The sequence below is a fragment of the Chloroflexus sp. genome, assembly GCF_049970315.1.
Classification (GTDB): Bacteria; Chloroflexota; Chloroflexia; order Chloroflexales; family Chloroflexaceae; genus Chloroflexus.
The window spans coordinates 158405-184158 of the sequence record NZ_JBMFNE010000001.1 but is presented as its reverse complement, the minus strand read 5'-3'; the positions used below and the strand labels follow the sequence as shown (position 1 = coordinate 184158).

Sequence of the window (25754 nt, the reverse complement as noted above, 5' to 3'; positions counted from 1 at the left end):
ATCACGAGATCGAACGATTGGTGGGCAGAAATGTGAGAGGTTGGCCAAGGTCGGCCTGGAAGACTTGAGCACGGTCTTGGAGCCGTTGCTGTGCTAATCGTACCATCTTGGGGTTGGCATCGACTGCCACCACCTCTGCACCACGGTCGAGCAACAGTTCACTGTAGATACCTGGCCCGCAGCCGGCGTCGAGAACGCACTTACCACGCACATCAAGCAATAGTGAGAGCATTGCCGGATGTTCGTAGTACGCGTTGTGCGGCTTGGTGAGCACTTGTTCGGCGTACCGTTCGGCTAGCAGATCATACGCTTGTTGAGCAATTGGCTTTGGCGGTGACTGGTTCACAGACGTTCCCTTCTCGTGTTTGCCGCGCCAGCGTTCTGACTCCAGATCAGACTCTGACATAGCCGTGACAGGTCAAATGTTAGCAGAAGATAAAAAAGCGCAAGAGTTGGTCAAAAACCAAAACCGGTTGGGTACAGGTACCATTAAAACCCGAACAACGCCGTGATCTCTGTCGAAGTAAATGTCTAAATAGCGTAGTTCACGCTAGCGGAGCGTATGTACGATCCTGCGACCAAAGACAATCGCTAACCAGAGAAAGTCTCGTAACAAAATCCGGTGATGGTGATAATGCACGCATGTCAAACCAATGCAAGAGGTGTGCGTCAGGCACCAGCACCCTGGGTAAAGATAGCAGTTGCGACAAGAAACGTGATGATAGTTAGTGGACGCATAGTCAGATTTTTACCAGTATCCCTTTTCTTAGCAGCCATACGATGGCATGCGGCAGTTGCACGACCGCACCCCACCCTACACCCGGTGGACGACTCGCTGGATGGCGGCGGTATCATCGCCGCACCCCACCCTACACCCGGTGGACGAATACACGCCACACGATACTGCCGCTCGTACATCGTCCAACCAGCTCACACCCGGTCACACTCCGAACCGCGGGTCGCAGCGTTGGCGCAGCCCTGCCACATGCCGCACGATAATCTGACCACGACTGCTACTGATCAAGCCATCGTCGTTAAAATCGGCCAAAATCCGGCTCACTACTTCACGCGAAGTGCCCAACTCGGCGGCAATCTGCTGGTGCGTCGCACTAACCGTCGGTGGATCACCTTGGGCATGCCGTAACAAGAACTCAGCTAACCGTACATCAACTCGACGGAAGGCAATCTCATCAACAATGGCCATCACCGTCGCCAAGCGGTGCGAGAGCAACTGGAACACGTAATCACGCCACTCGCGGTAATGGTCGATCCATTCACGAAATGTCGCCTGATCAACAACAAATGCCGCTGCATCGTGCTCTACCACGGCAATCGCCGGGAAGTTGCGCTGACTCAACACGCAACTGGTAGTGAGAATACAACTCTCGCCGCGTCCAAAACGGTAGAGGGTGATCTCGCGTCCGGTTTCACCGATTTTGAGCACCCGTACCTGCCCACCGGCCAACACGGCAAAGACGTTACATTCATCGCCTTCGGCAAAGATAGTGGCGCCGGCCGGCAGCCGCAAGAGAGTCGCCTGCACGGTGAAATCGCGCGCAATTGCCGCTGTTGGATCACGTAAAAAGGGTAAGATATCGCCGGCAAGATGTAGTTCGTGCGGTTGGAGCATACGACTCCTTCCATTCTAGAATGGTGATGGAACGAGTATCGCCGCATTCAGGCGATACTCGTCTCGCCGAGTGTGAGGAGCACTGCATAATGTGCTCCTTTCGGCTGTTTACCTCGTACTAACCAAGCCGCAAGAGTTTTCGTCCGGCCAACACGGCTCCGGCAGCCAATGCCCCTGCCCCCAACGCGATAGGCCCCCAACGACGTGTACGGGTATCGGCCAACACCACCCGTGCCGTATTGTAGCCACTCGCACCAAACACCCCACCACCCGGATGGGTGCTTGCGCCGGTAAGGTACAGGCCTTTAATCGGTGTGCGGTAGCCAGCCAATTCGGGCAAAGGCCGGAAGAAGAACATCTGATCAAAGCTCATCTCGACATGCATTACGTTTCCACGCAACAACCCAATACGTCGCTCCAGATCGAGTGGCGTCTGGATAAAACGGTCGATAATCTTACCGCGCATATTGGGGGCATAACGATAGAGTACCTCGAGGATCGAATCGGCGACCGACTCACGAATATCATCCCAATGGCGATTACCACTCAGTTGATAGGGAAAATATTGCGCCCATAAAAAGACCGTATGCTTACCAGGTGGTGCAACGTCGGGATCAATGGCCGAGAAGGTCATCGCAATCACTGCCGGATCGCGACTCGGTTCACCGCGGAGGTAGTCTTCGTAAGCCCGCCGCACATAGTTCATACTCGGACTGAGCAACTGAAGGCCGTGATGGCTCTCGTGCGGACGACCATAGCTACGGGCTGCACTATAATCGGGCAACTCTTCGGCAGCACAGCGCACCGTCATCCCAAAACCGTTACCGATCCGAATGTGATGAAGCCGCCGGACCAGTTCGGCACTAAGGTGTTCGGGACCGACCAATTGCAGGAATGTCGTCAACACGTGGGCATTTGAAACTACAATCGACGCTGAATAGCGTTGGCCATCAGCCGTCTCCACCCCCTGGACCTTACCGTTATTGACGATAATCCGGCGTACCGGCGCATCAAGGACAACCTCGCCACCCATGGCCTTGAGCGAGCGGGCCATCGCTTGCGTCAGCATTCCCGATCCACCCCGTGGATGTTTAGCACCACTGTAGTGCAACATCGCGTGCCAACCGAAGAAATCGCCGGCACCGATTTCGTCCGGTGGTGGGCCGCTCTGCGCCGCTAGCCACGTCATCGCGGACCGCATCGCCTCACTCTCAAACGTCTCCTCAATCAGTTGTGCATAGCTGGTGAAGAGACGGCGCGTGACTTCGAGCGCATTCTGTTCGGATCTCGGCAGACGAGGAATACTCGAAGCAACCTTGCCAAACAAGCGCGTGACCGACGGTGGGTTTAAGAACACGTCAAACACAGCTTCATTCAACGGCGTCCAGAAGTCGAGAAAGCGGCGATACGCCTCCGCATCGCGTGGACTGACAGTTGCAATACTCTGGCAGGTACGCTCGACATCGCGGTAGAAGTAGATCGCGCCACTCCCGTCAGGCAAGGGGTAAAAGGCATAAGGATCCATGTCGATGTATTCAAGCCCATGCCGTTCAAGTTCGAGGTCGCGCACGATGGGGGTAAGGTGGATCATGATATGGGCTGATGAACCGACATCGATCTTGTAGCCGGGGATCACTTCTTCAGTGCAGACAGCACCCCCGACAATAGGTCGACGTTCGAGCACCAGGACGCGCTTACCGGCCTTCGCAAGATAGCCGGCACAAGTCAGCCCGTTGTGCCCGCCGCCGACCACAATCACGTCATAATCGGTTGATGATGGCATAGTCTCCCCTAAGCTTTATACTAGTCACATTTGTAGTATACCGTCAGATGGGTGAAAGATGGTAGGGGAGAAAGGTTCGATAAAGTATCTCCATCGCTGGTCTCATCAGGGTCGGCAAGAGCGGTCTTATCGTCGCACGCGATAGATCACGACTTCATCCTGAGCAAAAACCTGCTCACCCACCTGAGCTAGTGCGGCCAGACGGTCGGCCGAATAGCGTTCACGTTCGAGGGCGCCAATGTAGATATAGTCGATCTGGTACTGTTCAATGAGGGCCTGAATGCGAGCCAGATCACCACTACGGTAGATAGTATCGACTGCGCGGCAGCGCGGGCCGAGTTCGGCCAGTGCCGCCGCGTCACCACCGCGCCACTGCATTTCGTGTCCTACCCATCCCAGCACGGTCGCATACCCAGTCGCTGCGGCCACGCCACCGAATCCCTGCCAGTTGTACGAGCCGCCACAACGCGGTGTTTCACTGCCAGACGCGACGGCCGCCTCGTTTTCGAGAGCCACAGCTTCAAGCACCACACTACCTGCCGGAGCATAGCGCCGCAACCACGAGATCGATGCCGCACCGGCTGCGCTCTGCTCGCGCGGGGTGTAGCCGTTGAGACCGATCCATGGCCCACGCCCAATATCGCGCACCACGAGCAACGGGTAGATGCTGGCTCCCATCAAGAGCACAACCCCACACAAACTGACGACAGCAGCCGCAAACCGTCGCCACCCGACCGCTCCACCACCCCACATCCACCACAATCCAACCGGCGCGAGGATGCCCCAGAGGAGCCAAACCTGATAATAGAACTTGAAAACGGTATTCATGCGGGCCGATAGACCCTCAAAAACATCGCGGATGTAGATAATCTCCACCCCGAAGAGGATGGCACACCCTAAAGCAGCGATCAGCAGACCAACCCGTACCCCCGTTTCGACGGCAACAAGAGCACGTTGGCCGAAGACCCAGACCAACCCGGCCAGTGCTATGAGTGGAAAGCCGATCAGGAGACCAACGACTAACAAGATCACCGGCAACCACGACCACCAACGCGGTTGTAATGAGTCGGATAACGCAACATGATACGCCGGCCGGTACAGATAACTACCGGCGATAATCGGTAATCCCATCAGACCAAAGATGATCACGAAGCTGTGCCAACCACTCCGTTCACCCAGATACACACCGATCACACTCGTGAGCCGACTGAGAATTGGCACATCCAGCCACGGTGTCGCTCCACCGACCGGTGAACGAAATGTGAGATGAAAGGGGAGAAAGAGCACAAACGCCAGTACAGTAATGATCCCCGCTTCGCGCAACCATGTCCGCCACCCAAAGGTAGTACCAGCCTGATAGGACACTAACGCCAAACCACCCAAGTAGAGCAACAGATAGGTCGGCAGATCCCAACTGTTGATAGCGTACAGACTACCGAGAATAATCCCGTGGAGTATCCGCATCAACCAGCCAGCACGACCGGTAGGAAAGAGTGCAACAACCGAAGTTACACTATGAGCGCTCGCCACCTGCGCCTCACCCGCATCAGTATCCGATCTGCTGCCGGACGTATGGCTTGGTGGTGTCGCCACTACCACCAGCACGAGGCCAATCGCCAGTGTTGCAAAGGGCAACGCCATCACGTGCGGGTGCATATCACCGAGACGAAAACTGAAAAAAGGGAATTCGGTGATCGTATAGCGTCGCTCGCGCCGTGGTGGATCACCGACAACACGGTACCCATCCCACAGTGAACGCGACGGCCACCACCAGTTAAAATCGTTCCACTTATCGGTACGCCGCCAACCGTCAATTACGCCAAAGTCGTGCGGTGCCGTTTGGAGCGGGTATGGCAAGGTGATAAAATCTTCGCCCCGCAGCGCTTGGCCCAATGCTGCGAGGAGTTGACGATCATCGAGCGCAATCGCACGCTCGTCGCCGGTGAGAACCTGGATCGCACCGGATTGATTACCGGCAACCAAGATGATAACTGCACCGAGCACCCCCAACACACCACGAAGAATCGGTCGTGGTGGATGATTGAGGAGACGGAGCAGTTCGTCAATAATACCGAAAGCGCCTTGGGCCGTCATTGCAGCCAGGAGCGCAAGCGACAGGTTGTAGGCAGTCGCCGGCGGCAACCCACTCAACATCGCCGGAATGGCCATGAGGAGGTAGCCAAAGTAGTAGTAGTTAATGCTGTAGCCGGCTAACCATGGATCGTGGGGTGGAAATAGGCCACTCCGTTGGATGGCGTTGAAGAAGGCAAAATCCATCGGACGCTCGGTGCCCCACGGGGTCGGATCGTGCCCTCGTAACCAGACCACACCGAGAAGGGTCGCGAGAAAGATCGCTTCGCCGGCCAGCCATTGTCCAATCGGAGGACGACGATGGTGCTGTCGCCAAAGCCAAAACCAACCACCACCACCGATCAGCAAACAACAAATCACGATCAGTGGTAGATCGAAGCGGCCAAGGCCCAGCATCGCCAGTAACCACGTAACAAAGCCCGTCAGCAGAAGACCAAGTGGACGTGCTAAAGCAATTCCGAGTGCAGGTACATGGCGAAACAGGCGATAGGCTACCGGCCAGCCGAGCAGGGTAAAGAGCTGGGCCATCCCCCACCAAACCAACACCTCGCCGGCAACGCCGCTCATGGCTGACCCCCTTCGAGGTTGCGCAGCATCACCGTTGCTTCCCCAGCCCAGCGTCCATCAGGGGCCAACTGCAAATAGTGCTGTAGCGCGTCTCTGACGAGGGCGGGCTGGTTGCGGAGCATGAACAGGCGGGCAAGCTGAAAATACGGATCAGGTAAGGCCGGATCAATGCTCATCGCCTGCCCTAGGGCAATCTCAGCCTTGTCGAGCCGACCCCAATCGATCAACGCCATTGCTAATTTGTTGTAGTTGCCGGCAGTGGGACTAGCCTCCACCGCTGCCAGATACGCTTTCTCTGCTTCGTCATACCGCCCAAGATCGGCCAAGATGTCACCCCACAGATGATGCAAACCGACATCGCCGGGGTTGGCCGCAGCAGCCATCGCCAACACCTGCGCCGCCTCACTCAGCCGTCCTTGTTGGCGATACACATCGGCCAAACCAAAGGCAAGGGAACCATTGGTCGGATCGGCAGCAACAGCAGCCTCTAACTCGGACACATCCACCGATGGTTCGTTAGGAGGTGGTGGCGGTGGTACCGGCTGCCCCACCGACGTCGTCTCGGCACGCAACAGACGGTAACTGTCGGGCAAGCCGGTTACGGCATAGATCGCTACCCCATCTTGTTCGTACACCGGTCGTAAATAGCGATCGCGCAACACTGCGAACTTGGTCATGCCTTGAGGATAGAAGGCATGCTCAACCCCACCAACATAGACATAATCAACGTTGTAACGGGCGAGAATCCGCAACGCTGTTTCCGGGTCACTCGTTGTGTAGAAGGTTTCAATATCGCGAACCCGTCGACCGGTGACAAGCGGATCACGCTGTTCGTCGGCGTGCAACGCACTGATGACCGTTGGCAGGCCGGTGGCAGCAGCAACCCGAATACCATAGGCACGGTAGAACCAGAGACTCGATTGAACAATGACCGGTGTTCCAATGATCTGCTGGTTGAGCCAGCGGATTGCCGCTGCATCACCACTGAGATCGACCTGCACCATCGAAGTATCCGGCGCACAGCCGCCAAACGCATTGCAGTCGTAAGTGAAAGTAGCGTGCTGCATAAAAGCCATCCCATCGAGCGTCAGACCGGTCGTGACCGGGAAGCGGGTGACAATCCGCGAAGGAATGGCAACCGGGAGATAGCTCGCTGCCATCAGCGCCGGTATCGCTACGATGATCAACATCGCCGCACGGGCCGGTTGACCACCGCGCCGGTTCAACCACTGCAACAGTCTTGGTAAAAGGCCGGCAGCCGCGAGGCTTAGTAAAACCCAAACATGCAACCCAAATTTAAAAACCGTGTTCATGCGGTACCAATCGCTGCCGTCAAGATGGTCACGGATATAGACGATCTCAACACCCAACGATACGGCCCACGCTAACCAGGCAAGGAGGAGCGCATACCATGCCGGTGCCCCGATAGCCCGTCGCACCAACAGCACACCGGTGAGACTAAGAATAACGAGGAGGATGAGACGCAAAGCCAGCTCTGGCAATGCTGCACCGACAATCAGAACTACCCCTATCCCGCTCAATAACAGTGCCCATGCACGCTCCGGTAGGAAGGGCTGCCAGCGTTTCACGACCGCTCCGCAGACCACCGGCACAATAATCACGAGCGGCAGACCATACAGCAGGAAGTAATCAAATGGTAGTGTGACGTGCGTCGTTACCAAGCCAATCCCACGAACCATTGGCCAGTAACGGTCGAAAAAGGGAGCGAAAAGCAAGAGCGACCCGACACCTAACCCAATAGCTTTGACCACCGCCAACACGAGCGCCGACCAGCGCCATCCATGCCATCGCACCGCACCGGCAATGATCGCTATCCCTGCTAGCAAACCGTAGGTCGGAAAATCCCATGAATTGGTCGCCGCTAGCGTGCCCAGGGTCAGTGCCGTCAGCATCCATAGCGAACGAGACGGTGTATGGTGTCGATCGATCATCCGCCACGCACACCCAATCGCCAACAGCGAGAGAGGAAGGGCGATGAGATGTGGATGGAGATCGGCATAGAGAAAACTGAAGAGCGGAAACTCGTTGATAGTGTACGGAATGACCCGACTAGGCCCGATAAACCAATCCCCAAGCAGTTCGGCATTACCGCTCAGCAGCAGACGCAAACCATTGACACCTTGCGACCAGCCTGCGGGGATCATCGCTGTCAGATTACCGGCCAGTCCGATCAACACCAACGCGACAATACCATACCGTCGCCGACCGCCCAATTGTCGCCCTAGCTCGTAGGCCCCGGCCAACAGCATACCAAAGAGCGTAGCCAGTGCTAGATTAAAGCCAATCGCCGAATCGAGACCGAGTATCTTGATCGGCAGCGACATCAGGTAGAGACCGTAGTAGTAATAGTTGATGTACCCATTGCTGTAGAACGGATCGTAGGGCGGCATCACCGGACTACGCAGGATCGCATTGAGGAACCCTTGCTCCATCGGTTTCTCGCCACCCCAAACCGGATGCCACAGGTCGGGATTAAGCGCACGGATCACCGTCATAGCCGCAAACCCGGCGAGAAAGATCAGTTCACCGGGCACGATCGCTCGCCATGCAGCTCGATGAGGACGAATACCACGCACCCAGAGCGCAAGGTTAAGACCAACCATCGCGGCAAAACCACCGATCAGCCCCACCGTGTCGTAGCGCCATATGCCAAGGCTCGTCGGTAGCCAGATCGCATAGCCGAGCATAATCAACCCGACCGGACGCGCCCACGCCAACCCATACCGGCCCAATGCCCTATATGCCGGCAATGCCCCCAGTCCGGCGATGACATACCACACCAGTAGCCATGCCACAACCGCCAGCCACTGCTGTTCGTTGAACAGCGTATTCCAACCCAATCGCCCAACAGCTGGCAACTCTTGAACCGGTTTGGCTAATTCTAGTGCCGGTGTGGTACGTTTGCTCGGCGGGCGAATCGGCAGATCGTTGGTCAGCATCCGTGGTTGACCCGGCGAACGCACGCGATACAGTACACTCTCGCCCTGTTGGAAGGCAAGTATCAAGTCGCCACGTGCGGCGAGCGCAGCAAATTTAGCCAGTCCTTCAGCGCTGTACAGTTGTCGCTCGACCCCACCGATATAGACGTACTCAACTCCATAGCGACGCAGGGCATCCAGTGCGGTGTCGGGATCGGGTGTGTTATAGATGGTTGCAATCGTCTGCTGCCGATGTGCAATGACCGGTCCGGCATTAACGGCACTCCGCTGCTGAATCTGGTGCCATTCCCAACCGAGAATGGTGGGCAAACCGGTGAAGGCGGCAATGCGTCCGGCCCATTGGTATGAAGGCTGGTGTGCTTCGAGGATAATCGGCGTTCCACGCGCGTTGCGCCGGAGCCAATCAATCACGGCAGCATCTTCATCGAGCGAGTACGCCGGACCGTTACGTGCAGCGGTGATGTTGGCAAAAAAAGCCATACCGTCGAGAGTATGCGGTGCGTCGCGATCCCAGCGATCGGCAAGACGAGCAGGAGTAGCGGTAAGCGGGTAGACCAACCCGGCGGCGAGCAGCAGACCTACCCCGGCACGCAATGACCAACGCCATTGATGCGCCAACCGTGCTGTCGCCGTCCACAACAATGGCATGGCCGCTGCGGTAGCTAGTGCTAATAGCATCCATGCATGCAGACCGAATTTGAACACAGTATTCATCCGGCCCACATCGCCGCGTACCACGACGACCTCAACCAACGCCCATAACCCGATCCCGCCGAGTGCCCACAGGGCAGGTATCAGAAAGGTGAAAGGCCACTGCCGCATCTGCCAGAGTAACCAGATGGATACGACCAGTAGACCAACCAACGGTACGATCGCCGGCACATTAAACGCCAATGCGATTAAGAAAAACACCGCCAAACTCTGTACAATCAGTATGGAGACTCCGCGCCGCCACGTCCACAACCCGATCACGATCAACCAGATCGCCAGCCAATGACCACCGATCTGTACAAGCTGACTCGTTGTCGTTCGTTCGGCAGTGAGAATTGCCTCTAGTAAGGTAGCACCTGCGCCACGCCACACCTCGATCCCACTCGAGTCGGTAGCAAAGTTGGCGATAAACGGGGCAAAGAGCAAGTTCCCGATCGGTGCCGGTGCCACTCCAACTCCTAATGCGACCAAGACCGTTGCCGGCCATCCCCAACCGGCACGCCGTTGGTGGCGTGCGGTCGCCACTGCCACCAACAGACCGGTCAACCCAACAAACGTCGGGTAATCCCACGTATTGGTGGCACGGATCGCACCGGCAACCAAACCCAACCACCCTATCAACCACCAATGAGTAGCTCCACCTGTACGCACCCACGCCAGCCCCAAGCCTAACGCAGCCAGGCTGAGTGGCATCACGATCATATGTGCGTGCAGATCGGCAAAGAGGAAGGTAAAAAACGGAAATTCGTTAATCGTCCCCGGAATAATGCGTGTCGCATCCCAGAAAGCCCACTCCAACCGCCCCTTTGCTACCTGTTCGGCAGCATACCCACTCAGGAACCAACCGGCTTGGGCCAGATTACCGAGCAACAACATCAATACCGGTGCAAGCACACCGGCCACTAACGCAGTACATTCACGCCGGAGTTGCGGGAGACGCGGAGCGAGGAGATTGTAGACGACGCCAAATGCGCCGAATGCGGTTAGGGCAAAGATTGTGGCTACAGCGAGATTATAGCCAACTGCCGGGGCGACCCCGCTGAGATGGATCAAGGCCCCAACGAGCACAAACCCAAAATAATAGTAATTTATGTAGCCACCAGCGTGCCACGGGTCGAGAGGAGGAAATGCCGCACTGCGCAAGACGGCGTTCAAATAAGCGAAATCCATCGGCTTTTCCCCACCACGGGCCGGATGCCACAGATCGGGGTTGAACCAGCGCAACGTCACGCCGAGCAGCAGAAAGCCGATAAAGAGAGTCTCGGCTATCAGCAGCGCCGGCAAACGCTCTTGCCAAATACGCCGCAAGGTGTAACGTGTGCGCCAACTGACAACTGCGCCTATCCCTAACAACCCTATCCCAATCGTCCACAAAGTAACAGGGGCAAAGGGCGCAAGCTGCAAGCTGCCGGCCAGCCATGCCAGATACGCAACCAGTAGCAAGCCACTAATCTTAGCAAGGGTGAAGCCGCGATCGGGTAACCGGTGTAGGTGTGGTCCGATCAGGGCGAAAACGGCCAAACTGAGGGCCTCGATCCAGAATACCCAGAGCAACGGCGCAAACGGGTTGGTACCCAGCCAAGCCCACCAATCGCCACCGGCTGCATAACGTGGCCAAACACTATCGGTCAAGCGCAGCGCCGTCGGATTGCGATCGGCAATCTGGAGCGGTGATTTATAGACTTCACCCCACTCAACCGCAGCCGTTATCAATTGCTCGGCTCGCTCGCGGCTATAGAGCGGTGTTTTGCGAAAAATCAACACACGGGGATGATCGTAGACGGTGAACGCCTCTTCGGCCATCCAGTCGGGAAACCGAATCCCGAGCACAGTCGGGTATGAGGTGATTTCTGCGACTAATTCAAAGCCGAGTTCACCGGTAAATAGGCTATGGTAATACCGCATGAGCGCCGGGTAGCGCATACGTAAGCGCGACGTGCTATCGTAGACCCGGTTACTCGTGAGGGTAATGTAATCGGCACGGTCGAGTTGATCAAGCAATCCAAGCTCACCACCTTGACCGAAATACTTCGCCGGCTCATCTTCGGCATAGGGCGATGAATCGATCCCAAAGAAGGTAATCCCCCACGCCGCATTGGTGGTCGCTTGGAGCGGTAACGGATCATCCCAACGTTCCGAGATCACAAAACTCCCAGGCGGGGCATGTTCGGCTAACCAACGAGCCGCTTGTACCCGCGAATGAGGCATCGTATAGATACGGGAGAAGGCATACGCCCAAAGCGCAGTTGCAACGAGTACCACCGGCAAAGCCCAGCGAGCTGCCCAGGCTAACCCACGGCCGGCAACCATCGCCCACGGCCGTAACGACGATACGGCTTTCGTTGTGCGCCGACGCCCCCAGCGCCCCAGCACGACCAGCATCCACGCACCCAGTACGGTCAGTGCACCGTAGATCGGCAATAGATACCGCATTGTGATGGCAAACTGGCTACCCTGCCAACCGAAGTAGAAGGCAACCCACACCCATAGCACCCATGCCGGATGCCACGGACGCCCGATCTGTGCTGATGGATGCACAGCCCACTGCCACCCGCGCCGCACATAACGCCCGGCAAAGAGCAACCAGCCACCCCACGCCGCTAATCCCAACGGCAGACCCATTCCCCAAAGCACCATATTTTGCCACGGGAACAGATAAGCCGGCCGTCCTACCCACTGTTGACCGGGGGGAAAATCATACTCGCCGGTCACCAATGCGCGCACCGTGATCAGATTTTCGCGAAAACGTGGATCAAGTCGAATATCAAAAAATCCGGTACCATACAAGATCGATGGGCTATCGATAAGCGGTGAATCGGGCCGTGAACCAATGAACGCATCAGGTGCCAAGATGCGAAACGTTAGCACTGTTGCGATCCCCGCAACAACGAGCAACCACATCTCACGTTGCCAGAAACGATCAAACAGCGCGTGCCAACGTTGCCCCCGCAACGCACGCTGCGCCGCGATGAATGCCGCGACAATCGCCAAGCCACCGATTGTCACCATGGTAATCCGGTTCGCCGCTGCCGCGCCGATACTCACCCCCAATGCGACATACACACCGATACCACCACCCTGTGCCGCACGTACCGTCCAATACAGTGCCAGTAAGCAGAAAAACGTTGAAAAGGCTGGATCAACGAAAAAGTGGCTCTGCTGAATATGCATCACCGTCAGCGCCGTCAACAGGGCGGCGAGCAAACCGATGCGCCGACCAAACAGCCGTCTGCCGATCAAATAGACGAGTACCACACTACCGAGATCAAACACGACGGCTAAGGCACGGCCAACCTTTACAATCTCCCCATAGGTAGTTAAATTGACGCCATCAGGGTTAAGCCACCAGCGTAACGGCAGGAAGCGCGGCCAGTTCCGCTCAGGGTTTGCCACCGGTGGCCCGTAATCGGTTCGCCGTTCTTGTGGCGCTGTTGGATCGGCGCCAAGTCGTGGGGGACCTTCAATGGAGGGTACCTGGGCCGACAACACCTCCGCAGGCGTTAGCATGACTGCAACTACCCGCGTCAGCATAATCGGCAGCGGCCCATATACATAGAGCGGAAATTGTTCGTAATTACGTGGGTTAAGCGGTGAACGGCTTGAATCGTAGAATTCACCGAGATCACTCGGCAGACGAACGGTCGAGGCAACGTAGGTAAAAAAGCGCTCGTCAGGATGCTGACCGGTACCGCTATCCCAATCAAAAAGGTTGAGAGTACGGAAGTAGAGTGCCAACAGGAAAATGGCCGCCAGCCCAAGGCGGACGACCCATGCAGCGGAGCGATTGAGAGCCTGTCGCACGGTGGTTCTCACAAGATGTCTTGCCAATACGATAACGGCGTACAGTGTACACTGCGCACACTACAGTACCGATACGATTTATGCGTTGGCATTATACACCGGCATCGGCCAATACGGCTACTAAGACACCAATCTGCTGAAGAGTAACACCGTGCCAGCGCCGTCCACCGGGTTGCAGCAGCAGATTCGGCCCAATCTGACAGCGATCTTGGCAGCCGCTGCTGATACATTCAACCCGATCAAGCAATCCGTGTTGCCAGAGGGCCTGTTCGAGCGCCATGCGTAGCTCTACCGCACCACGACTGCGGCAATTGGGACCCATACACAAGTAGAGGCGAACCATCACTGTCTCATCCGTGTCCAATAGACAAAGGACAGGTTGGGGATATGCTACCACCAACCCGTCCCTGCTGTGATCGCCGCTTCCAGATCGTCTCACACCCGAAAACGGTTCAGATATGCCTGTGTATCAAACGGCTTGGGAGGCGGACCAGGTAACTGCTCAAGTGGCGGACGGCGGTAGAAAATACCGAGCGGTAACCGATCACTTTCGACTGCGTAATGCATTGCCGCGTCGAGATCGGACGGATCATGGTCTGCCGGTAAGTTATACACCAGCTCTTTATAGAGTTTGTAGGTATCGTAAAACGTAACACACGGGCTAAGGACGTGAATAAAGGCAAAACCACGATGTTCAAGACCGGCCTTGATCAATTTGGCCAACTGTTTGGGCTGACTCGAAAAGCCGCGCGCGACAAACGACGCGCCACTTGCCAGGACAATCGCCAGCGGGTGCAAGGGTTGCGCCGACTGACCATACGGCGTACTCTTCGTCACGTGACCACGCGGCGACGTCGGCGATGTCTGACCTTTCGTTAAACCATAGATCGCGTTATCCATCACGATGACGGTAATATCGAGATCGCGACGCGCAGCGTGAGGCAAGTGACCCAACCCAATACTGAAAAAGTCACCATCACCCCCAACTGCCATTACCGTTAGGTCGGGACGTGCGGTCTTCAAGCCAACTGCCGCCGGCAAAGCCCGGCCATGCACAGTATGCAAACCATACGTTTGCAAAAATCCCGGTAAACGCGAACTACAACCGATACCGGAGACAACTGCCAAATCTTTCGGATTGATCTGGAGTGCAACAAGCGCTTGCTGGATCGCGGCCAACACTCCAAAATCACCGCAACCCGGGCACCAGATCGGCTTGAGATCGCTACGGTAATCGGCAGCTTTGAACACGACAGGCGTCGAAGTGATTGGTACAGTAGTCATAGAACAACCTATCCTAGAGAATACTATGCCAATGTCGGCTCGGCCAACCCGGCAAGTGCGTGAATTTGGCGAAGAATCTCGAGTCGTGAGAAGGGCACACCGGCGTACTTCGTCATCGAATATACTGTAATCCCCAGTTCGGCTTGCAACAGCTTCGCAAACTGACCCTGAAAATTGACCTCCGGCACCAGTACGATCTCAACCTGATCGAGAAACTCACGAATGGCATCAACAGGCAGCGGCGAGAGCATCTGCACCTGTAACATTGCCACCGGTACATCCTCTTGGCCGGCCAGATAGACTGCCCCTCGACACGGACCGGCGGTTGTCCCCCAACAAATGATGCCCACCTTTGCCCGTTCGGCACCAAAGCGACGAACATACTCACGCGAATGCAGCAACGGCGCCAACTTACCCCATCGCTTCTCGGTCATCCGCGTGTGATTGAGCGGTGTGTAATCGGGATTGCCAAATTCGTTATGCTCAAGACCGGTAGCCGTGTATTGCGCATAGGCAACACCAGGGGCAACCATCGGCGAGATGAGATTCGCCGTCAATTCATAGCGACGGTACTGCTTAGGAGCTAACGTACCATTGGGACGCAGACGGTCAATACGTGGGTATTTACTCAGATCGAACGGATCGACCGTTTCGGTGCGGAACGAGAGGGAATAGTCGCTCAATACAATTACCGGTGACTGATACTGCTCGGCCAAATTAAAGGCCCATACCGTCAGATGAAAACACTCGGCAACGCTCGCCGGTGCCAGCACAATGCGCGGACTATCACCGTGACCACCGTGCAGGGCAATGTTCAAGTCTGACTGCTCCATTTTGGTGGGCAAACCGGTACTCGGACCACCGCGTTGCGCATCAACAATAACGACGGGAATTTCGGTCATACTGGCATAGCCTATCGCCTCGCTCATCAGCGATAATCCAGGCCCTGAGGTCGCAGTCATGGCTCGCTTACCACCATACGATGCCCCAATACAGGCCATAATCGCAGCGATCTCATCTTCGGCCTGGAGATAACCGCCACCAATTTGGGGAAGGATCGCGGCCATGCCTTCCATAATGTCCGAAGCGGGCGTGATCGGATAGCCGGCAAAGAACTCAACTCCGGCGTGGAGCGCACCGGCGATAATTGCCTGATTGCCGGTCATCACATAGCGCTCGTGTTCGGCCGTCGCTTCCATCCAAAACGGATCGCGCTTTTCAAGTTGATGGGCATATTCAATACCGGCGCGGAGGGCTGCGAGATTTGTTTCAAGCAGATCGACCTTCTTGCCCAACTTCGCTCGCACAATATCTTCCAACTTCGTTAACCCTAAACCGAACAAAGCCGCCACAACCCCAAGTGCTACAACATTTTTGCCACGCCGATTCCCGGTCTCTTGGGCAATCTTTCCGATAGGTACCGGATACGCGACTCCGGTAAACTCGCTCGGTAAGGAAAAATCTTCGGGATCGTAGAGGAGAACAGCGTTGGGGGCTAGATCGGTATGATGCAGATCCCATGCCTCACGATTGAACGCGAAGAGAATATCAACAGCATCACCCATCGAGCGCACAGGACTGTTCGAGGCACGCACCTGAAACATCACCGGTCCCCCTTTGATTTCAGCCGGTGTGGTGCGGAATGTGAAGACATGGAGTCCCGAACGGGCAGCCGCTTGGGCCAGCATCTCACCGGTCGCGCTGCTGCCGTCGCCACTTTCGCCGGCAACGCGAATGACGACATCTTCTTTGACGATCATAGCAACCTCGCCGTAGATTGCGGATGTACGTCAGTATTGACGCAATAGGTGCAAAGGATTGTTAGAGCTATCATAGCACTGTGGACTCACCGGTGCAATGCCCTTTTGTTTGTGATTAACCGTGCGATTTTTGTGCAAAGATATTGCGTAATCACATACTGAAACGACAATAGTGAGTACATCAACACTTGTGGAAAGACGAAGAATCTCAGTGGGTACTATGACCGGGGAACACTCTCGCCAGACGAGATACATATACACGACAAGGCAAGCCAGACTAGCGATTCCCCCACACCTCAACCGGCACACCCGCGTACTCACCACTCCAGATGCGTGTCCGACACGTATCGCGTAACAAGCGCTTCCACAGTTGGGCGTGTTGGAAGATCTCTTCGTCGTTGGCAAAGAATTGGAAGACAGTACGTGCGGCAATCAGAATCAGTTTGTGGCGTGCCCGGCTGAGAGCGACGTTGAGCCGGCGCGGATCGAGCAGGAAAGCGCCGGAGACACGGAGATAGTTGGGATCGCTCTCGGTTGCCGAGACGATGATCACGTCGCGTTCATCACCTTGAAACCGCTCAACGGTATCAACCGTCGCACCATCGTGCTCGATCAACAGTTGCTGCATCAGATTAGGTAGTTGCTCACGCAGCACCAGCCGCTGCGCCCGGTGCGGCACGACAATGCCAATACCGCTCCTCGCATCGAGTCCAAGCTGACCAACTAGCGTCTCGATCAGTGGACGAATGAGTTGAGCCTCGAACAGGTTTACATCCTGGCTTTGCGCTTCATCATGCACAATGACAACAAGTGGATGTGCCGGATCGAGTGCAGCCGCGATGAGCTGATTATCCGTATTAACCGCCGGTGTGGTGGTCGTCCGCCGTGAAAAGTAGGGAATCCCGTCTTGCTCGTAAATCGCTCGACGCAAGAAGTCGGCAAGGTCACGGTGTAATCGGAAACTTTCGACCAGTTTGACCATCGGCGGTGGTTCATCGAGGGCTAGGAGAGTCTCGAAGAGCGAAGCGTAGACACGGTACGATTGGAAGGTACGCCGTCGTTCACTCCGCCATTCGTGCTGCACGATTGGCGGCATCTGGCGATGATCACCGACGACAATGACCCGACCATCAAGACGGAGAGCCAATACCGCCATACATGCTTCGGGTAAGTTCATTTGTGACGCTTCGTCGAGCACCAACAGATCGGCGAACGGTTCATTGTGATAACGCTGCTCGCGGCGTAAGAGGGTCGAGACGGCAAATGGCGTTGCTGCGACAAAACAAGCCGGGACGGCGGTGATCGGGTCAATCGCATCAACAACTTGGATCGCCGACGGCAGATCATCGGTATTCTTGGGACGTACTCGAAATAGCGGCACCCTTAAGAGTCGCTCATCGAAGTACGCAGCGAAGAGAGCAGGATGGTGCGCATAGATCTCGGCCAGTCTGGCTTGTACTTCAGCAATCTTCCGCAAGAGTACATCGGTGGCAGCGTGTGTCTTGCAACTGAGGAGCACCCGGCAAGGCCGCTCAGCAGCTACCATGCCTTGCATCCGAGCAAACAGGGCAAAGGCCGAGGTGTAGCTCTTTCCGGTACCGGGCGGACCTTGTACCAGTAACGTGGGGGCATCGCCATAGTTGGCGATATATTCCATCTGATACGCATCGAAACCGTGCAGCAGCCCGGCGTCGGCCAATGCCTGCAATCCCTCGACAAAACGAGCTTGTCCATTCAAAGCCGCCGGTGGTATTGCGGTGTGGATACGCTGAGGGTCGGTGAGACGCAGGTAAAGGGAGTTTACCGCTCCCTGTTGCAATTCCTGCACCACCTCCATACAGCGCTGACCGTAGATATCGTTGGGATCGGCTTCGATGGTGTAGCATACGCCGTCTTGCGGCCACTGCCACCGAGCCGGAAAGGTAAACCGGCGATCACCGTTGCTGTAACGAACGTCGGGTTTGAGCAAAACAAATCCATTTTGGTTAAGTTCGATGAGGGTAGCCCGTGGTTGAAAAAGCAGTTGACGGGCAGTTGTCGTGAACGGCGTTGGTTGATCAGTCGGTAACCGCTCATCGACACTCCAACGCGGCGCCAAAATTACCTTATCACCGGGTGAGAGGCCGGTCAGGCGCAACGCCGTTTCGAGATCGCATTCAACACCATCGAGATCGATCCGAAAGCGTAACGGCACCTCCGGTATCGGCAGTTGCTCGGTCGTTTTACGTTGCTCGGCATCCAACCGCGCTCTGCGTCGTCCACCGGTTAATTCGAGACGCAACGCTTGGCGTCGCTCATTCTCGGCAAGCACGTTCAACAAAGTAGGGTCTTGATCGGCTGCCACATAGCGCACAATCAGACTCACACCGGCCAGCACCCGTTGTTCAGGCGGCGGTAAATGTTGTCGGCCCCACGTTACTAAGGCCACATAGCGCTCGATCAGCAGGAACTCGGCCAACGCATGGGCGAGGGTATGGGCTTGACGCCGGTAATCGGCCAGACCCGTCAGATCAAACGATGGTTTTATGGTTCGTTCGTTATGTGGCAAGCGCTGCACCAAAAACTCATAGGCAGTGAGTCGTTTGGCGACAAAGCCGATCAGATCCTTCAGTCCTACTCTGCGGTAATCAACCAGATCGTCATTGCCACGATCGGGCGGCGATGGCAGGGCTTTCCACGCTGCGTAGGCATATTCAAGCGGTATTTGGTTATTAAACCGCACACGGCGGGTATACCAACCCAACTCTCTATCATTGCCCAGATCGTCGAACATGCGCCGGTAAAAGAGTCGGCGATATTCACCCCACTCAAACCCATGCAAGCGAGCTAGCCGTGCCAACGAATCGTGAGCCAGTGGGTCGTTGCGAAATCGGCGCCATTCCTCAAGCAACACCGTCACCATCGGCGCTTCAAAGCCGGCGCTTTGTGCCGCTAAGTCATACAGTGGTGTTGCGCCGAAGAGGTGCGGATGGCGGGATAGTCCGTCGAGCAGGGTTTGCAGGCAAAACCCGTCAGGAACAACGAGATGGATCGGTGCATGCAATGCACCATTAGTATCAGGAACTGCTACCTCATGAATAGCTTGTAATAGCGCGGTAAGCCACCTTTCCAACAGACGCGCTTCATCATCAACAGTTTGTAGTGGCTGAGCAGGAAATTCTATCACCTCTCGCCGACTATGCGGTTGACCTTGGGAATGCCCCACAACCAACGCCCCAACCATTACCAGCATTCCCTGCGTATGATCATAGAGTGTATCGAGATAGACGGCGACTAGGTTCGGATGGAGATCGGCACTAACTGCCGGGAAAGAACCGTACCCCGTGTAGGGCAGATAGCTGACCGCAGAACACTGATCGCCACGCCAGCGCCGGTAAGCACGGGCTCGATGGATCAATTCATGAAGGCGCGGAGCGAGCGTAGGATGGCGCAAGATCGACTTCATCAGGGAGCGGTGTGATGGTGGGGTGGATAAATCCCCCTTCCCTGACAACTCCTTAAGGAGTGCAAGTTGGGTTGCAGTAACAATACCGTGGCTACGCAGAGCCGACTTCTCCGGTTCGGTAAGTGATGGAATAAGCGACAGATCGTCGTGATCGGCGGCCCAGCGCATACAAATCTCGTTGTAGAGACAACCATCACACTTGGCTGTCAGATGAAACGGAACCTCGGCAAAAGGGGCGCTCGCTGTTATGTTCAGAATTGAAGTAGGCCCATCAAGCAAGGTTACAATCTCGGCCAGATACGGTGTCGGATCGGTGATGAGTTCAAGCTGGGCAATCGTGACACCTAGCAGATCAAAGGCTTGCTGTCGTTCTTGCTCAATCCGGCGTCGTTCGGCGGGTGTCTGCGCGGGCGAGAGTAACTCACCTCGATAGAGCACACCGATCTGAACGGTCTTGAGTGCTATATCGGCGGCGCTAGTTATCTGCTGAAGCAAGGTGTAATAACAGGCCAACTGCAAGCGATGCTCAATCTTGGCCGTTGCCGAACTCTTAGCATCAACGACCAAGGCATGCACATCACCGTCCCGATCACGACGCAACAGGAGCAGATCGACATCACCGCTCATCGGCCAGCCGTAGAGCTGAGCAGCGAGGCGAGGCTGAAACAGAACTTGGGCTGTCTCAGGTGCTAATTGACACAACTGCTCAATGACAATGTGATTATGATCGGCAGTTGTAAAGGCCGGATCTCCACGTTGTCGGCGCTGGGCGCAATGAATAGCGTGAGGAAAACGGGCGGTGACCTGCGCCTCAACCGCCTGTTCAAACTGCCGACCGGCAATAGTCAGCATCGGTGGAATAGACTGAAGCGCAATACCAAAGCGTGGCAGCCAGGCCAACCCTTTGTGCCGCTCGTGAAGGCGCAGTCGTAGATAGCGCCGGCACTGTTCGAGCCGAAGATACTGAGCCAAATCGGTTGGCGAAATCGGCTGCAACTGCGCTGAGTTAACCGCTAGCGGCGACAGGAGATCGTCCATTGTCTCACGCCGTCGGTTCATCGAACACCCCCGGTTCTGGCTTCGGTTCGATCCGATTGCGTAACATCCGCTCAAAGTTCCCGACTTGGCGTGGCCCAATGGCCCGTGCTGAAATCAACAACACTTGCCCATTCAGCAACTGAAGCTCGTACACGCCGGCAAGCTTACGCCAAGCCCGCACCTTCGACCATGGGATCTCGCTCCGTCCGCTGCGTGCGCTAACGATCAGCCCCTCACGACCAAGCTCGTAGCGCGTGGGTTGGTACACCGGTAAATCGCGGTTTCGGCTCTGGCGATGGATCGTTATCCATCCGACGATGATATAGACCAGAAAGGGGATCCATCCACCGAGCAACGCCGGTGCTTGCGGTGTATTCGGGTCGTAGATCACAAAAGCAGTGAGAACAGCTGCAACAAAGGCAAACACGTAGAAGATAGGTCGGCGAAAATAGCGACTCAGCGCATGGCGAGTGAACTCTTTTTGGCTAATTGTGCTCTCGATAATCATACATGTGTAGACTTAGAATGCGTTCCACTTGACCAACGTCAGTTCATTTCCACCGTAAGGCAATTCTCGATAGTGTAAATCGTCGAGCAAATGGCGGGACAAAAACAGACCTAATCCACCGGCTCGCTGTTGACCACGCCCGATCAGATTACGCGGCAGCGGCACATTCAACGGATTAAACGCAGGAGCAGCGTCAAGAATCCGCACATACAACGCCTTATTCTCGCTCCACACATCGATCCAAATCGGGCCGCTGTGGTCATGATACCCGTAAGTAATCGTATTTGCGATCAGCTCGTTAGCCGCATAGACCACGTCATCAATACACTCACGGCGAGCACCAATGTAGCTAGCCGCATCAATGATAGCACGCCGGATCTGCTTGAGGGTACGAAGGTCGGCGTTGAACGAGAATGATGCGGACATACGTACTCCAGTAACTTAGGGGGCAATATAACAAGAATACCGCTCATAATACCATAGGCACTGACGCTTCACGAAGCAGAACCTGCTTGACCACACCGATTACCGCCATTCTATGCGGAATAGCACGTTATGGCGACGACTCGGCAAGCCGAATAATCCGCGGCGCAATGGTGATGATCAAGGAATCAGTGATCGGCAGCTCTTGACCCGTTGCATCGTAGATAGCTCGCGGTTGCGCCGGCAACACAAACGTTCGTTCTTTGCCATCGCTACTCCACACCACGATCACATCACCGCCCGGCGTGCGAAAACGGTAGCCCTCCAAACCGTCATCATCTACTGCGCGCACATACCGTGCCGCCCCAAGTTGCTGACGCAAAAACCGGAAGGCTCCAAACGCCGCTTGTGGTTGCTGCCGATTATCGAGTAAGCCACCCTCTTGCCAACCGGGGCCGTTGAGCGTATACCAATGCGACATCAGCAGATCGGCAGCCAGCGTGCGGGCATACAGTCGCGCCACTGCGTCGGCCTTTGCTTCCTCGAAACCATTAGGCCGGCAATTCGGCGAACTACGGTAACAGAGCAGCGCACCTTCATTCATAATCACCGGCTTGGCGTAGCCATAGGTAGCAAGCACCGACCGCAGGTAAGCAAGTTTCCCTAGCGTTGCCCCGCCTCCCTCAGCCCACGACGGATGCTCACGGTCAGGATCGCGATGAACGGCAAAGTAAGCGTAGGCGTGATACGCCAGAATATCGAAGTAATCACCCCCCCCGGCGCGCAGCACCCCTTCAAAGAAGCGTCCGGCATGACACGGTTCATTCGTGCGAACGGCATGATCCGGTGAGCATGCCAGCAGTAATCCACCAAAGATCACCTGTGCCTGCGGATCGGCAGCTTTGATCGCAGGATAGGCCACTTTAAGCATCTCGGCATAGGCAGCACCACCGTAATTATCGGAATTGCTTTCATCGCCCCAACAGCCAAATGGCGCATCACCACCCACAAGCTGAAACGGGGCATCAGGTTCATTGCCCAATTCCCAGAACTTGACGTTGTACGGTGGCTGGCTGTAGCGGGTCACGAGTTCCCTAAGAAAGGCAGCGAAATCGGGTAGCGCTTCGGCCTGAATAGGCCCACATGACTTATCAGGTTGGGCCTGCGCCCACGTCGGTGTACCACGCACAATGACCATCGGTACCGCACCGCTTGCGCTGATTAGGCGCAACTCAGTCTCAACATCCTGCAATGCTGCCCAATTACGCACTCCACGGCTTGGCTCGACCTCATCCCAGCGAATGCCGTTGTAGCGCACCCAATCAGCTCCCAGTTCGGCCAACTGCGTGGCAGTAGCGGCAACCGTACCGCGATTGATCTCAACGCCGAACACCGACCGCCCGTTCCGCAGATCGGGCAATGGCTGTGGTGAGGTATGCAACTCACGTCCCAACAGCCCCAATAACACCCGCGAACGAGCCGGGTTTTGTGGATGCCATTCGAAACGGGCCCGCTCAAACCACTGCGTCAACACCAGATCACCGTTTGCATTCCGTTCCATCTGCGGCGCAGTGAGGGGATAGCCAAACAACGCCAGTGATTGCGCATAACGACTAAGACCGGGAATGCGCAGACCATTATTCTGCCAATAGGTGCGAAACCCATTGCCTGGCTCTTGATCACACACATTATGGCCGGTCTCTGGAAACCATAAGCAACCGGGCTGCGGGCCGGGGTCGGGGGGATCGGCAAACGGATCACGACCGACGCGCGCCAACGCCTCGGCCCCCATTCGCCCAATCTGAATCCGATACGCCGGCGGATTGGTCGGATGCAATTCCAATCGGTTTCGCTCTGTCCACTGGACGGTTAAGGTGCGGCCTTCATCGCCTACAAACTGTTCGAGCGGCCCGATGGGGTAGCCAAACACCGGCAATCCACCGTTGTCACGCCAGTAGGCAGTGAACGATGGGTGCAGGCAATTATCGATCAACGGCACATCGGGAAAACAAATCGGCGCGGCTGATTGAGCAGTTACCGGTGATGCCCAAGCAAGAAGGGACATGATAATACAGAGCAAGATGATGCGTTGCATAGACAGTTCTGGTGTGATGAAAAATACGCCAAAGGAGGGCGCCCGTTAGCGGCACAGGTTTATCTTACCAACGACATTGGTAGATCGTCAATGGTTGTAGATAGCGCGGATCGGGGATGGTGGCAACAACCGAACAACGTTCGACCAGATCGGGGCGATGGCTCAGTAACGGCAAAGCCTGTTCTTGCCATACCAGGTAATCGGGACGATAGAACTCAAGTGCGTAAGATGCCGCAGCGACAAAGCCACCCGTTCCCAACCGAGTGGCTATATCTGGCTGTAACAAACCGGCAATATCGATCATCGGGCGTTGCGCATAATAGCCGATGATACCTATTTCAAGTGCTGCAACGCGCGCATCCGGTGGTGTATGCGCAGCTAACCATTCACCGGCAGCCCGATAGACCGTCAATCGCGGATCGATTTGTTGTCCGATTCGATAAACGGCACCACCAAACCACACGATAGTACCACCCAACAGAATAATTGTTCCGATAGTTGCCAGTCGTTGGCCGCCGAATCGTTGCAACCACTCGATCACCGTTTGCGCCCCCAGACCAAAAGCTGGCGCCAGACCGATTAAGAGCGGAGCAACGTACCAAAAGTAGCCGGCAACGTGCAAAACGGTGTACGCCAGCCCGTATAAAACCGCCCACCCCATCGGAAGTAACCAATACGGCGTGCGAATCGTTGCGACGAGACCGAGACCGGCTAATCCGAAGACCACCTGATACAACGGCTGGCGCAGATACTCCGACAATGTAACCAACAACCGATCACCAAAATCGTAAAAGCCGGGGATGAGTGCCTGTTGCTGTTTGGCATATAGCGTTACCGGAAGCGGTATCCCGTAAACTATCCATGCCAAACCAAGACCAGTGGCAACAATAATGATCCAGAGCAGCGCCGCTTTCCACGGCCAACGCTGCCACTGACGCCAAACACCACCGGATACCATCATTATGAGCAGGGCTACCGGCCCGGCCAGCACACCATCGGGCCGCAACCATACCAAGACCCCTAAGAGAAAACCGGTCAACCACTGCCGGCCTTGTGCCGCACAAACAAAACTCCATAACGTCAACGCCATTGCCGGCATCGTTTCACTGCCCACGGTGGTTAACGGAAGGGGAAAGAACATGTAAAGAAGGGCAGCCATTATCCCGGCGAGTTGGTTACCCCACCGGTCGCCGAGATACCACAACGCCAACCCACCGGCGGCATGGCTTAAACAACCCACGAGGTTAGCAACGAGGGGTACAGGCCAACCCCAGAACGCTACCGGTGCCAGGATTAGCCCAAAGAGTGGTGCCGTAGTACTTAGTGTTGCAGTACCGGGATTGTAGACGAAGCCGTAACCGGCGGCCAGATTGGCTGCGTAACGGTAGGTGATGTACGGATCATCGTAGCCGCGTCGGAATAAGACCGCGAATAAGCCTAATCCAACGATCATTGCCGCTACCCAAGCCAAGTATGGCTCCCTCACCGTGCTACCTAGCCGGATAATGGTTTGTTTGATTTTCACAGTTTACCAACCTATACGTGTGCAATCCCTGCCACAAAAAGAAAAAATAGCGTTATGATAAGACTAGCATAATTTTGGTAGACACCGCTCAGCACTGACTAGCACGCCGTGCGTGCCATATTGCTAACAAAGC

General features: G+C 55.9%; 13 protein-coding genes. All 13 read right to left on the bottom strand.

The genetic code is table 11. From position 1 onward, the window contains the following. Position 1: 1 nt before the first annotated feature. On the bottom strand, positions 2 to 346 hold the full coding sequence (locus ACP5OT_RS00790; protein WP_424674594.1) for a class I SAM-dependent methyltransferase: 345 nt from the start codon (positions 344 to 346) through the stop codon (positions 2 to 4). 594 nt (positions 347 to 940) lie between these two features. Beyond that, on the bottom strand, positions 941 to 1630 hold the full coding sequence (locus ACP5OT_RS00785) for a Crp/Fnr family transcriptional regulator (protein ID WP_424674593.1): 690 nt from the start codon (positions 1628 to 1630) through the stop codon (positions 941 to 943). A 118-nt stretch (positions 1631 to 1748) separates the two neighbouring features. Continuing rightward, positions 1749 to 3413, bottom strand: coding sequence for a phytoene desaturase family protein (locus ACP5OT_RS00780; RefSeq protein WP_424674592.1), 1665 nt, complete (start codon positions 3411 to 3413; stop codon positions 1749 to 1751). A 126-nt stretch (positions 3414 to 3539) separates the two neighbouring features. After that, positions 3540 to 6071 carry a DUF2298 domain-containing protein gene (locus tag ACP5OT_RS00775; protein WP_424674591.1) on the bottom strand — a complete coding sequence of 844 codons (2532 nt, stop codon included), beginning with the start codon at positions 6069 to 6071 and terminating at the stop codon, positions 3540 to 3542. Further along, positions 6068 to 13543, bottom strand: coding sequence for a DUF2298 domain-containing protein (locus ACP5OT_RS00770; RefSeq protein WP_428131066.1), 7476 nt, complete (start codon positions 13541 to 13543; stop codon positions 6068 to 6070). Before ACP5OT_RS00770 ends, ACP5OT_RS00775 begins: the two co-directional genes overlap by 4 nt. A 91-nt stretch (positions 13544 to 13634) precedes the next feature. Continuing rightward, the gene (locus tag ACP5OT_RS00765; RefSeq protein ID WP_424674589.1) at positions 13635 to 13886 is read right to left on the bottom strand and encodes a (2Fe-2S) ferredoxin domain-containing protein; all 252 of its coding nucleotides are present in this window, start codon (positions 13884 to 13886) and stop codon (positions 13635 to 13637) included. Positions 13887 to 13978: 92 nt separating this feature from the next. After that, entirely contained in the window at positions 13979 to 14827 is an 849-nt protein-coding gene (locus ACP5OT_RS00760; protein ID WP_428131064.1) for a 2-oxoacid:ferredoxin oxidoreductase subunit beta, read from the bottom strand. 23 nt (positions 14828 to 14850) lie between these two features. Further along, positions 14851 to 16587: a 2-oxoacid:acceptor oxidoreductase subunit alpha gene (locus ACP5OT_RS00755; RefSeq protein ID WP_428112889.1), complete on the bottom strand. Its 1737-nt coding sequence runs from the start codon at positions 16585 to 16587 to the stop codon at positions 14851 to 14853. A gap of 277 nt (positions 16588 to 16864) precedes the next feature. Beyond that, positions 16865 to 21091, bottom strand: coding sequence for an AAA domain-containing protein (locus ACP5OT_RS00750; protein ID WP_428131061.1), 4227 nt, complete (start codon positions 21089 to 21091; stop codon positions 16865 to 16867). Continuing rightward, positions 21075 to 21578 (bottom strand): YcxB family protein, encoded by a 504-nt coding sequence (locus ACP5OT_RS00745; RefSeq protein ID WP_424674585.1) that lies wholly within the window; start codon positions 21576 to 21578, stop codon positions 21075 to 21077. The genes ACP5OT_RS00750 and ACP5OT_RS00745 overlap by 17 nt, the downstream gene beginning before the upstream one ends. Positions 21579 to 21590: 12 nt before the next feature. Beyond that, complete coding sequence (locus tag ACP5OT_RS00740) at positions 21591 to 22004, bottom strand: ATP-binding protein (RefSeq protein WP_424674584.1); 414 nt, start codon at positions 22002 to 22004, stop codon at positions 21591 to 21593. A gap of 127 nt (positions 22005 to 22131) precedes the next feature. Next, on the bottom strand, positions 22132 to 24096 hold the full coding sequence (locus tag ACP5OT_RS00735; protein ID WP_428112886.1) for a hypothetical protein: 1965 nt from the start codon (positions 24094 to 24096) through the stop codon (positions 22132 to 22134). A gap of 64 nt (positions 24097 to 24160) precedes the next feature. Then, the gene (locus ACP5OT_RS00730) at positions 24161 to 25621 is read right to left on the bottom strand and encodes a hypothetical protein (RefSeq protein ID WP_424674582.1); all 1461 of its coding nucleotides are present in this window, start codon (positions 25619 to 25621) and stop codon (positions 24161 to 24163) included. Positions 25622 to 25754 lie beyond the last annotated feature (133 nt).